11 protein-coding genes are annotated in these 12,518 nt (G+C 53.3%); 6 read left to right on the top strand and 5 right to left on the bottom strand.

Annotated features, from left to right (window positions below):
- Positions 1–44: 44 nt before the first annotated feature.
- Positions 45–1,958, bottom strand: a complete 1,914-nt coding sequence (gene dnaG / locus COO92_RS02160; RefSeq protein WP_101299493.1) for a DNA primase — start codon at positions 1,956–1,958, stop codon at positions 45–47.
- A gap of 157 nt (positions 1,959–2,115) precedes the next feature.
- Positions 2,116–2,571, bottom strand: coding sequence for a GatB/YqeY domain-containing protein (locus COO92_RS02155; RefSeq protein ID WP_101299491.1), 456 nt, complete (start codon positions 2,569–2,571; stop codon positions 2,116–2,118).
- Positions 2,572–2,939: 368 nt separating this feature from the next.
- Here COO92_RS02155 and carA point away from each other — a divergent pair, with 368 nt between their 5' ends.
- The 4 genes from carA (at position 2,940) to COO92_RS02130 (ending at position 8,591) form a co-directional block, all read left to right on the top strand.
- Positions 2,940–4,109, top strand: coding sequence for a glutamine-hydrolyzing carbamoyl-phosphate synthase small subunit (carA, locus tag COO92_RS02145; RefSeq protein WP_101299487.1), 1,170 nt, complete (start codon positions 2,940–2,942; stop codon positions 4,107–4,109).
- 87 nt (positions 4,110–4,196) lie between these two features.
- A complete protein-coding gene (gene carB, locus COO92_RS02140) occupies positions 4,197–7,439 on the top strand; it encodes a carbamoyl-phosphate synthase large subunit (RefSeq protein ID WP_101299485.1) in 3,243 nt (1,080 codons plus the stop codon).
- 104 nt (positions 7,440–7,543) lie between these two features.
- A complete protein-coding gene (gene greA / locus COO92_RS02135; RefSeq protein WP_022731298.1) occupies positions 7,544–8,017 on the top strand; it encodes a transcription elongation factor GreA in 474 nt (157 codons plus the stop codon).
- 97 nt (positions 8,018–8,114) lie between these two features.
- Positions 8,115–8,591, top strand: coding sequence for a GNAT family N-acetyltransferase (locus COO92_RS02130; RefSeq protein ID WP_165792260.1), 477 nt, complete (start codon positions 8,115–8,117; stop codon positions 8,589–8,591).
- 82 nt (positions 8,592–8,673) lie between these two features.
- Here COO92_RS02130 and COO92_RS02125 read toward each other — a convergent pair whose 3' ends face one another.
- Positions 8,674–9,159: an Lrp/AsnC family transcriptional regulator gene (locus tag COO92_RS02125; RefSeq protein ID WP_022731296.1), complete on the bottom strand. Its 486-nt coding sequence runs from the start codon at positions 9,157–9,159 to the stop codon at positions 8,674–8,676.
- A gap of 333 nt (positions 9,160–9,492) precedes the next feature.
- Between COO92_RS02125 and trxB the strand changes: the two genes are divergently transcribed.
- Together trxB and COO92_RS02115 are read left to right on the top strand one after the other, a co-directional pair.
- On the top strand, positions 9,493–10,443 hold the full coding sequence (gene trxB, locus COO92_RS02120) for a thioredoxin-disulfide reductase (protein WP_101300014.1): 951 nt from the start codon (positions 9,493–9,495) through the stop codon (positions 10,441–10,443).
- Positions 10,444–10,796: 353 nt separating this feature from the next.
- Entirely contained in the window at positions 10,797–11,735 is a 939-nt protein-coding gene (locus COO92_RS02115; protein ID WP_022731293.1) for a LysR family transcriptional regulator, read from the top strand.
- On the opposite strand, the gene COO92_RS21950 is transcribed toward COO92_RS02115, so the two are convergent.
- Positions 11,732–12,076: a hypothetical protein gene (locus COO92_RS21950; RefSeq protein WP_133125036.1), complete on the bottom strand. Its 345-nt coding sequence runs from the start codon at positions 12,074–12,076 to the stop codon at positions 11,732–11,734. The genes COO92_RS02115 and COO92_RS21950 overlap by 4 nt on opposite strands.
- Before the next feature lie 24 nt (positions 12,077–12,100).
- Positions 12,101–12,283: a hypothetical protein gene (locus tag COO92_RS02110; protein WP_101299481.1), complete on the bottom strand. Its 183-nt coding sequence runs from the start codon at positions 12,281–12,283 to the stop codon at positions 12,101–12,103.
- Positions 12,284–12,518 lie beyond the last annotated feature (235 nt).

Here is a 12,518-nt window from a genome sequence, read left to right as displayed (position 1 = left end):
ACAAATAGCCCGATCGCTGATCCGGCGTGCACCGCACCCAAAGATCAGTCGTCGAGCTTAAACACTTTCTCCCGGCGACGAGCGAGATCCTCACGTCTGTGAGAAAACCTCTCCCATTCTTCCTCGCTGGTATCTGCTGCCAACTGTCGGACGGCGTATTTTGCCTCTTCGTCCTCCAGGGAGCTTACAGCCATGGAAAAAACCTGTTTCCAACCCGTTCGGGCCCGTTCAAGCGGCGTTTCGGACTTGGCGAAAGCAGCGTGCGCTATAATATCCGCACTAACCACCCGCAAAACTGTCTCTGACAGCCCGTCGCGCTTCAATTGGGCCTTGATCGTATCAGAATCAAGTCCAGGATCATCATCAAGCAGCTTTAAGACGGCCCGACGAAGATTGTCAAGCTCGGAGTCTGCACAACTATAGATTCCGAGCTGTTCACCGACCTCATCATGCAGATGAGGATGGTTGATCAGCGTCACCAGCAGGATCGAGTCTTGCAGGTCACGCTTCTTTTGCATGGGTGGACGCGACATCCCCGGCACCGCTTTACCGGCCGGACCCCAGAAATGGTCATTTTTCCCGCGTTTGCCAGCCCGGCCCGGTTTTTTATTTTGATAACCGCCCGCCGATCCCCCTGAAAATCCACCGCCATAACCACCACGACCCGCCGGTTTTCCGGGTTTTTCGCCCTTAAACAATTTCCACGTGCGATCATTAAACATGGATCGGTACTGCGATTTAACCGCGTCGTCGGCAATCACGGAAATACGCTGATGAAGGTCGGCCTCAAGGGCGGCACGCCGTTCGGGGGTATCAATCTTGCGCCCCGACAATTCCATGCGCCAGATCAACTCGGCCAAGGGAACTGCCGCATCAATAATTTTCTGGAACGTCGCAAACCCGTCGGGGGCGGCCATCATAGTATCGGGATCTTCGCCTTCGGGCAGGATGGAAAACACCAGTGATTTGCCGGGGCGCAGGATCGGCAGTGCGCGTTCTGCGGCACGCACAGCCGCCCGTTTGCCCGCCGCATCACCGTCAAGACACATCACCGGCTCGTTGGTCATTTTCCAAAGTTCGCCGATTTGTTCTTCGGTGACCGCTGTGCCGAGTGGGGCGACGGCCCCGCGATATCCTGCCCGGTGCAGGGCAATAACATCCATGTAACCTTCGGTCACGATAATCGGTGCATCGTTCTGCGATGCTTCGCGCGCCTGCGGCAGGCCATACAACAACCGCCCCTTATGAAACAGCGGCGTATCGGGACTGTTAAGGTATTTTGGCTTGCCATCCCCCATGACACGACCACCAAAGGCCACCACGCGGCCCCGACGATCAAGGATCGGAAACATCACCCGGCCACGGAACCGGTCATAGCTTTGTCGCCCGCTATCTTCGGGCTCGATCAAAAGTCCGGCTTCGACCATCAGTTTTTCGTCGATTTCTTCGCGCTTGAGTGCGGCCTTCAGCGCCCCACGATTATCGGGGGCAAAGCCAAGGCGAAAATCGGCAATGGTTTTATCATCCAGACCGCGCCGACGGAAATATTCGAGCCCTTCTTTACCTTCTGGCATGCGCAACATGCGCTCAAAGAACACACAGGCGACTTCCATCACCTCATACAGGGTTTTGGCTTTTTGTTCGCGTTCCTGAGCTTCGCGTGATGGTTTTGGCACATCCATGCCGACCTGATTGGCCAGCACCTCGACCGCCTCGACAAAGGTCAAGCCACGGGTATTCATCACAAAACTGATGACATCGCCATGCGCGCCACAGCCAAAGCAGTGATAAAATCCCTTTTGGTCGTTGACCGTAAAGGAAGGTGATTTTTCAGAATGGAACGGACACAGCCCGGAATACTCCCGGCCACGCTTGATCAGCTTCACAGACGATCCGACGACATCCGCCAAATCGACCCGTGCCCGCAGGTCGTCCAGAAACGACTGGGGAAAGCTCATGATTGTCCCGATCCCGTGATGCTGGTGCGATCATACGCACCAATGGTGATAATCCTGTCCCGGACTGCTTTTTATTGCTGTACCAATGACAGGCCTGAGACGACGAAAGCCGGACGATTTTACACGCCCGGCTTCCATTTAAATAGGCTTCTTGGCATTAACCCAGAAGTTTTTTAGCAACGCCACCAGCTTTGCCGAAATCCATGGTGCCGCTGTACTGTTCACGCAGAACAGCCATGGTCCGGCCCATGTCCTTAAGGCAGGTCGCGCCAAGATCGGAAACGGCACCGCGCACAGCGTCTTCGATTTCTTCATCGGAAAGCTGTTTGGGCAGGAACCTTTCAATCACGGCGATTTCGGACGCTTCCTGTTCTGCCAATTCCGGGCGATTGCCCTTAGTGTACATTTCGATGCTTTCGCGGCGCTGTTTTACCATCGCCTGAAGCAGAATGACGATATCATCGTCGGAAATACCATCGGTATTCCCCTCGCCCCGTGCTGCGATATCGCGTTCCTTAAGTGCTGCCAGAATAAGGCGCACGGTGGTTACGGAGCAGGCATCCTTCGCAAGGACGGCCTTTTTCAAAGCGTCAGTAAGCTGCGATCGCAGCATGGCTCATCTCTGATTCTGTGGAACAAAGGAGCGAACATAGCGCAAAACACCATCCGAGGCAAAGAAAACCGCGCACCTCAAACCGTTGATTTTCCTAGAGAAATAAAAGTTTAGATGCGTCCTTGACAGGCCCGCCTCGTTCCCGTAGACATCCGCCAATTTGCCTACCGGGATTAAGCTTCGCCCCGCTTTCAGCACACCCGACTGGCGCAACCAAAACGCGTAGTCATCCATGCTGGAAAACACTTGGCACGTCTGCATGTCCGGTATGCGGGTTAAAAGCAGCCGTTTGAGTCGGCTTGCGTGAAATTATTATATATATAAAGACTCCGTGTCTCACCGTGGAAAGATCGAAAGGACATTTGCCAATGTCATCCCCCACGCACACCCCGCCTCCTGGTGCTTCCGCCGTTCTGGTTCTTGCAGATGGTTCAGTATTTTGGGGACGCGGCGTCGGTGCCCGAGGAGAGGTCGTCGGTGAAGTCTGCTTCAACACCTCGATCACGGGCTATCAGGAAATCATGACCGACCCGTCCTATGCCGGTCAGATGATCACCTTTACTTTCCCCCACATCGGTAATGTCGGCACCAACGATGAAGACATCGAAAAGGCCACACCGGTTGCCCTTGGCTGCATCCTGCGCCAGGATATCACCGAACCGTCAAACTACCGCGCACAGAAACATTTCAACGACTGGCTGACCGAACATGGCCGGATCGGGATTGCTGGCGTTGATACGCGCCGCCTAACCAAGCGCATCCGAAATGAAGGTGCCCCCAACGGGGTGATTTGTCACAACCCCGAAGGCACGTTTGATATCCCCGCCCTGATCGCAATGGCCAACGACTGGCCGGGCCTTGAGGGTATGGACCTTGCCAAGGACAACAGCTGTGAAGCTGGGTACGAATGGGATGAAACCCTTTGGACCCGCGAAGGCGGCTACGGCGCACTTGGCAATGCCAAGCACCATGTGGTTGCCGTTGATTACGGTGTAAAGCGTAACATTCTGCGCAATCTCGCCGCCCTTGACTGTAAGGTATCGGTCGTTCCGGCAGACACCTCGGCCGAGGACATTCTGGCGATGAACCCGGATGGGGTGTTCCTGTCAAACGGTCCGGGTGATCCGGCCGCAACCGGTACATATGCCGTCCCGACCATTCAAAAATTGATGGACAGCGGCAAGCCGGTCTTTGGTATCTGCCTTGGTCATCAGATGATGGCGCTGGCCCTTGGCGCCAAGACGCAAAAAATGGATGTTGGCCATCGTGGTGCGAACCACCCGGTCAAGGACACCACCACCGGTGTTGTCGAAATCACATCCCAGAACCACGGCTTTGTTGTTGATAAAGACAGCCTGCCTGACCACGTCGAAGCAACGCACTTCTCGCTGTTTGACGGATCGCTTGCGGGCTTGCGCGTTAAAGACAAACCGATCTTTGCGGTTCAGTACCACCCCGAAGCATCCCCGGGACCGCATGATAGCCACTACCTGTTCAAACGTTTCGTTGGTCTGATCGAGGACGCGAAATCCCGATGACGGGACACGCCCCAAGATAACCGATTAACGGACTTAAACGAGGCGGTGCAGCAGACGCGCCCCGCCCTGCGAAAAGCGGAAAAAGACATGCCGAAACGTACAGACATTAAATCCATTCTCATCATCGGTGCCGGCCCGATTGTTATCGGTCAGGCTTGCGAGTTCGACTATTCCGGTGCTCAGGCCTGTAAGGCGCTGAAGGAAGAAGGGTATCGCGTCATTCTGGTCAACTCCAATCCTGCGACCATCATGACCGACCCGAACCTTGCCGATGCGACATATATCGAGCCAATCACCCCGGCCATGGTCGCCAAGATCATTGCAAAAGAACGCCCTGACGTTCTTTTGCCGACCATGGGTGGCCAGACGGCCCTTAACACCGCACTTGCCCTGCATGATGATGGTACGCTTGAAAAATACGGCGTTGAAATGATCGGTGCGAAAAAGCACGTCATTGAAAAGGCCGAAGACCGTCAGCTGTTCCGCGAGGCCATGGACAAGATCGGCCTTGAAAGTGCGCGTTCGGCCATGGTTCGGACCTTCGAAGAAGCGGTCATAGCCCTTGAAACCACCGGTCTTCCGGCGATCATTCGCCCAAGCTTTACCCTTGGTGGTGAAGGTGGCGGCATTGCCTATAACCGCGAAGAGTTCGAACAGATCGTGCGCAACGGATTGGCGATTTCGCCGACCCATACGGTCCTGATCGAAGAGTCCATTCTGGGCTGGAAAGAATATGAAATGGAAGTTGTGCGCGACCATGCGGATAACTGCATCATCATCTGTTCGATTGAAAACGTCGATCCGATGGGCATTCATACCGGGGACTCGATCACTGTCGCCCCGGCATTGACCCTGACCGACAAAGAATACCAGATCATGCGTGATGCCTCCTTGGCGGTACTGCGTGAGATCGGTGTTGATACCGGCGGCTCGAACGTTCAGTTCGCGGTTAATCCCGATGATGGCCGTCTGATCGTCATTGAAATGAACCCGCGCGTGTCGCGTTCATCGGCACTGGCGTCCAAGGCAACTGGCTTCCCGATTGCCAAAATCGCTGCCAAGCTTGCCGTTGGTTATACGCTTGATGAGCTTGATAACGACATTACCGGTGTCACCCCGGCATCGTTCGAGCCGACCATCGATTATGTCGTCACCAAAATCCCGCGCTTCACGTTTGAAAAATTCCCGGGCGCACAGGCGCTTTTGGGGACCGCGATGAAGTCGGTTGGTGAGGCCATGTCAATCGGTGGCAGCTTTGCCGAAAGCCTTCAGAAAGGCCTTCGTTCGATGGAAACCGGCTTGACCGGTCTGAACGAAGTTAAAATCGAAGGTGCCCCGGACAAAGCCGCGATCCGCGCCAAACTGACCCAGCCAATCCCGTTCCGTATCCTTTACGCAGCACAGGCGTTCCGTCACGGCATGACCTTGGCTGAAATTCAGTCGGCGACCAAGTTTGACCCTTGGTACCTGCGTCAGATCGAAATGCTGGTCACCGAAGAAGAAAACGTTCGCACCAACGGCATCCCGAAAGACAAACAGAACCTGCTGCGTCTTAAAAAGCTTGGCTTCTCCGACGCGCGTCTGGCCGAACTGGTCGGCCGCGAAGAAGACGATGTGCGCGCAGATCGTCAGGCCCTTGGCCTGCGCCCGGTGTATAAACGCATTGATACCTGCGCGGCAGAATTCCCGTCGCGTACGTCCTACATGTACTCAATGTACGAAGGCGATGGCTTCTTTGAACCTGAAAACGAAGCCGAAATCACTGATCGCAAGAAAGTCATCATTCTTGGTGGTGGCCCGAACCGGATCGGTCAGGGCATCGAATTTGATTACTGCTGTGTTCACGCGGCCTATGCGCTGCGTGAAACCGGGATCGAAGCGATCATGGTCAACTGCAACCCGGAAACGGTTTCAACCGACTATGACACATCAGATCGTCTGTATTTCGAACCGCTGACCGCCGAAGACGTGATTGAGCTGTGCCAGCTTGAACAGACCAACGGCGAACTGCTTGGCGTGATTGTTCAGTATGGTGGACAGACCCCGCTTAAACTGTCTGCTGCTCTTGAAAAGGCTGGCATTCCGATCCTTGGCACCAGCCCGGACAGCATCGACCTTGCCGAAGACCGTGACCGGTTCCAGGAACTGATCAACAAACTTGGCCTGAAACAACCGGCCAACGGCATTGCCCGTTCGGTTGATGAAGCCGTCAAAATTGCCGAAAGCATAGGTTATCCGATTGTGATCCGCCCGTCTTACGTGCTGGGCGGTCGTGCGATGGAAATCGTCCACACCACCGAAGACCTTCTGCGCTATATGCACGAAGCGGTTCAGGTATCGGGCAAAAGCCCGGTTCTGATCGATAGCTTCCTGCAGGATGCAATTGAAATTGATGCCGATGCGGTTTCAGACGGCGAAAACGTTTTTGTTGCCGGCATCATGCAGCACATCGAAGAAGCTGGTATTCATTCAGGTGACTCGGCCTGTTCCTTGCCGCCCTATTCGCTTGATGAGGCCATGATCGACCGCCTGAAAGCACAGACCGTTCAACTGGCCAAGGCGCTTGATGTTGTTGGCCTGATGAATGTTCAGTTCGCGATCAAGGATGACGAGATTTATCTGATCGAAGTCAATCCGCGTGCATCGCGTACGGTTCCGTTCGTTGCCAAGGCCACCGGCAACCCGATTGCCAAAATCGGCGCTCGGATCATGGCCGGTGAAAAACTCGGCGACTTTGACATTGATCCGGGTCCGTTCAAACACATCGCGGTCAAGGAAGCCGTCCTTCCGTTCAACCGCTTCCCGGGCGTTGACACCTTGCTTGGCCCGGAAATGCGTTCGACCGGCGAGGTCATGGGCCTTGATACCGACTTTGGCCGTGCCTTTGCCAAGGCACAAATGGCGGCGGGCCATACCCTACCGCTTAAAGGCAACGTTTTCATCTCTGTCAAAAACCATGACAAACCGGCTGCAGTTCAACTCGCACGCGATGCGATTGCACTTGGCTTTGGTGTGGTCGCCACCCATGGCACAGCAGAAGCTCTTGAAAAAGAAGGGCTGGACGTCACCCCGGTCAATAAGGTACAGGAAGGACGTCCTCATGTTGTCGACATGATGAAGAACGGTGATATCAACCTGGTATTCAACACCACAGAGAGCAAACAGGCCGTGGTCGACAGTTTCTCGATCCGCCGCACAGCTCTTACTGACGATATTCCGTACTACACCACAGTCGCCGGTGCACGCGCCACTTTGCGTGCCATCGACAACCTGAAACGCGGAGCACTTGATGTTCGCGCGCTTCAGGAATATCTTGGGGACAAGTACTGAGGTTCTTAACCGAATCCGACCAAAGAGTTTAGACCGCCCGGCGGTAAATGCCGGGCGGTTGATTTTGTAGTATCGACCGCAATTAAGAATAGGCTGTGAGCGCGATGGAAAAAGTACCAATGACCCCGCAAGGGCATCAGCGCCTCGAAGAAGAACTGAAGCACCGCAAATCCGTTGAACGTCTTGAAATCATCAAGGCAATCGCGGAAGCGCGCGAGCATGGTGATCTTTCGGAAAATGCCGAATATCACGCTGCCCGCGAACGCCAAAGTTTCTGCGAAGGTCGTATTGCCGAGCTGGAAGATGTCCTGAGCCGGTCCGAAGTTATCGATGTACCGTCACTTGCCGGTTCCGTCGTTAAATTCGGGGCAACGGTTGAACTTGTCGACGAGAACACCGACGAAGAAACCACCTATCAGATTGTTGGCCCGATCGAGGCTGACATCAATGCCGGTCGTATTTCGACAACGTCCCCGATTGGGCGTTCGCTGATTGGAAAGTCGGTTGGTGATTCTGTCGAGGTGATCGTTCCTGGCGGCACCAAGAGCTATGAAATTTTGAAGGTCGACTTCGCCTGATTGAAAAAAACTTTCAATACGAAAACGGCCCGTCATCAAAACGGGCCGTTTTTTTATGCCTTCATTTCATCAAACACAGAAATTCCGGATGAACGCCATGACAGCCCAGATCACCATCCGCCAAGCAATCCCTGATGATTGCGCCCATGTCGCAGACATGTCCAATGCCCTGCATGTTGAAATGGATTACGACAATCCACCCCATAGCACGGACAGCATCCATGACATGATGTTTGGTAAACATGCGCTTATCAAAAGCCTGATCGCATGGCACGGTGAAACCCCGGTCGGACAGGCGGTGTTTCAGCCTTTCTACAACCCGGATATCTCGAAACTGGGTTTGTGGATGACCGAACTTTATGTCACGCCTGACATGCGATCAGAAAAGGTCGGGCATAAACTCATGACCGCCATGGGCAATCACGCGACCAGACATGGCTATGTGTCAATGTGGTGGTCTGTCCTTCAACGCAACGAAGGGGCGCTTCGTTTCTATGAACGGCTCGGCGCACGTAACTCCGGCGCATTGCAATATGAGATTGATGGTGACGCGCTGATGCGCCTTTCCGATTAGCGGCAAAATTTCATGCAAAAAACCCAATCTGCCATAAAGCAGATCGGGTTTCATTCAACGCGAGCTTCACCACAAAGACGTGTCAGTCTTCAGCTTCGATATCGATCGGCACGCCGGGCATATTTTTGGCCGTTCGAATCGACAGGGCCGATTTGACGTGATTGACGTTCTCGGCAACGGTCAGCTGCGTCGTCAGGAATTTCTGATATTCGTCCCAGCTGTGTGAAACGATCTTAAGCAGGAAATCCATCTCGCCGGCAACCATGTGACATTCACGTACTTCCGGCCACGCAGCCGCACGCGCTTCGAACGCACGCAAGTCGTGTTCAGCCTGACTTGCCAAACCAACCATCGCAAACACCGTGACATTATAGCCAAGTGCCTGGGCATCAACATCGGCGTGATAGCCCTGAATGAAACCGGTTTCTTCCAGCGCACGCACACGACGCAAACAGGGCGGGGCCGAGATACCTGCACGACGTGCAAGTTCCACATTGGTCATGCGGCCATCTTCCTGTAGATCGCGCAGAATTCTGCGGTCGATCTTGTCGAGTTTGACCCGTTGCATTTATTCCTCGATTCTGTGCGCTAAACTGACCTCGTACGAAACAATATTACAGCGAGGCCCGATGCTGGCAATAATATATTCCGATCAAGAATGCAATCTTGTGCTTGGATGCCGTAACTGAAAATGCCGTAAATTCCGATTTTTATTGTCTTTTTGCCCTACAGTCTCAGGGGCTTGGCCATGCTTGGCAAACGCCCCGTCAAAAACGTAAAATTTCAACGCCTGAAAATCTGCCCAGCAGCATGTAAACTTTGTGCGAAGCTGTTGCGTCTTGCGCGGTCAGTCAATATGTTCGAGGCCAGTTTTCATTCAGCTCGGACGAATACAAAGAACATGGCCCAAGAACATCAGACCAAAGTCCTTATCATTGGCTCCGGCCCTGCCGGATATACTGCCGCGATCTATGCGGCACGCGCCAACCTTGAACCCATGATGGTGATGGGCCTGCAACCCGGTGGCCAGTTGACGATCACAACCGACGTTGAAAACTATCCGGGCTTTGCCGATATTATTCAAGGTCCGTGGCTGATGGATCAGATGAAGGCACAGGCTGAACATGTCGGCACCAAAATGGCACACGACCTGATCACCGAAGTCGATTTTTCCAAACGCCCATTCGTCTGCAAAGGTGATTCTGGCGATGTTTACATTGCCGAAACCATCATTATCTCAACCGGGGCTCAGGCCCGCTGGCTGGGCCTGCCGGGCGAAGAAAAATTCAATGGGCGCGGCGTTTCTGCCTGTGCGACCTGTGACGGGTTCTTCTATCGCAACAAGCCGGTCACGGTTGTTGGAGGTGGCAACACCGCGGTTGAAGAAGCCCTGTATCTTGCTGGCATCTGCTCGAAGGTTACCCTGATCCACCGCCGTGATGAACTGCGTGCAGAAAAAATGCTGCAGGACCGTTTGCTTAAACACGAAAAGATCGATGTGGTCTGGGACAGTGTTGTTGATGACATTCTGGGTGGCGATGGCCCGATGGATGGCGTCGAAGGTGTCCGGGTGCGTAACATCAAAACCGATGAAACCACCGACATCCCGGCCGATGGTTTCTTTGTTGCCATCGGTCACGATCCGGCAACGGCGGTCTTTAAGGGGCAGGTCACCATGGATGACGAAAACTATATCCTCGTCAATCCGGGCAGCACGGCAACCAACATTTCCGGTGTCTTTGCCGCAGGCGACGTCACTGACAAGGTTTACCGTCAGGCCGTGACGGCTGCGGGCATGGGCTGCATGGCTGCCCTTGAAGCTGAAAAGTTCATTGCTGAACAGGAAAGCTGATCTTTTCGGTTTTGGCGTGATGGGCATCCTGTGCCACTGTCATAAACAGAATGATCCAGAAAACACCAAAGGGGATGCATTTTTGCATCCCCTTTTTCATGTGCCTGTTTTGGGTCCGATCCCGCCAATTACCTGACTTTTCACAAGAAAAGCACCGTTTGAAAATAGCGGTATAGGAAAATGCCTGCTTGCAGAAAACGTCACAGGCCTCATATTGAATTAATAATCATGTGCTTGGACGGTTTGTGTGACGCACTTAACAGTGTTGAAACCAAATTGCCCATAAAAGAAGAGAACTATTATCAGGGGACTGGCGCAGCGACCGTGCGGCAGTGACATCTAGGAGCAGGTCTATGGACTGGGACAAGCTGCGTGTATTTCACGCTGTTGCGGAAGCTGGAAGCTTCACCCATGCGGGGGAAAATCTTAATCTGAGCCAATCGGCTGTCAGCCGACAGATCAGTGCGCTTGAAGAAAGCGTAAAGGTTCCATTGTTCCATCGCCATGCACGTGGCCTTATCCTGACGGAACAGGGTGAACTTCTGTATCGCACCGCACATGATGTGTTTGCCAAACTTTCGATGGCAGAAGCCCGCATCCGTGAATCCAAGGAACGGCCAAGTGGCCCGCTTAAGGTAACCACCACGGTTGCCTTTGGCTCAACCTGGCTGACACCGCGCATTAACGAATTTCTTGAACGCTATCCGGAAATTGAACTGTCGCTTGTGCTCAATGACGAGGAACTCGACCTTGCCATGCGCGAAGCTGACGTCGCGATCCGCATGCAGCCGCCCCGGCAAGCCGACCTTGTACAGCGCCAGTTGATGACGCTGCGCTACCATGTGTTTGCATCGCCCGAATACATCAAACAATACGGCATCCCCAAAACACCCGAAGACCTTAAAGATCACCGCCTGATCATTTATGGTGCGGATGCCCGCCCGCCGGTCTCAAATGTGAACTGGATGATGGCAACAGCCCAACAGTTCAAGCCTGACATGCGGCCTATACTCAAGCTGAACAACATCTACGGGATTTTCCGCGCGACCGAGTCTGGCCTTGGCATTTCGGCCCTGCCCGACTACCTGCTGCCCGCGACCAGCAATCTGGTGCGTATCTTGCCCGAACTCGAAGGGCCAAGTTTTGACGCCTACTTCGTCTATCCCGAAGAACTGCGTCATTCCAAGCGTATCGCGGTGTTCCGTGACTTCCTGATTGAAGAAATCAACAAAGGCAAGGTCAAGGCCGCGGCAGCTGCTGCGGCAGCGGCCAACAAAGCATCTTCTGACTAGCGCATATTGCCGTAAGCTTCACTGAACGCAGTACAATCTTCACGGCCCGGCCTTTGCCGGGCCGTTTGTCCATGCGCTATCAACATGGCACACCTAAAAGCACATCTGTACGATAAACCTAGATTATCCCCAGCGTATCTAATTGAAATGGCGTATTTTCTTGATCTTTCGCCACCCGATAGATCCATTTTTCCGGTCAAAAAAACCGGTTCACGAGCACACATTTCCGCATAGTTCAATTGATCTGCGACAATCAGCACCCAACCATAGATATCATTCCCCTTCATCCATCCATTGCGGCGATTTAAACCGGAATCAAGGCGGCCTTTAACAATCTTCACCGCCTCTACCTTGTCATAATTCCTTCAAATTATTGACGTTTCTTCGCTATGCATTAGACGCATGGTTGGTTTGACATTATTAGACTTTAAATCAAAGGTAAGCATTCTTATATTTGCATCATAGGTTGTGAGCATACGCAAAAGCGAAATTGCACCGACCTTATCCTGATCATTTGATGATCCGTCTGCCAGAACGATATCTGGCATAGGAATCTCCCCCAGATTCCTTGTGTCTCCCAGACACAAGCCTCCCTGTTGATCTTGCCGGTAGCACCCCCCTGCTACCGGCATTTTTTTTGCTCCTGCACAATAAATCTGCCGCCTGTTCATGCAGACAAACAACCTTTGAAGCTCAAGCTCACCTAATATTTCAATATTTACAATAACTTACACTGAAATACCGAGCAATTTTCTATTTATGCAGATTTTGCATGGCTGGAAA

Source organism: Thalassospira lohafexi (genome assembly GCF_002844275.1).
GTDB lineage: Bacteria > Pseudomonadota > Alphaproteobacteria > Rhodospirillales > Thalassospiraceae > Thalassospira > Thalassospira lohafexi.
This window is presented reverse-complemented; position numbering and strand designations above follow the sequence as displayed.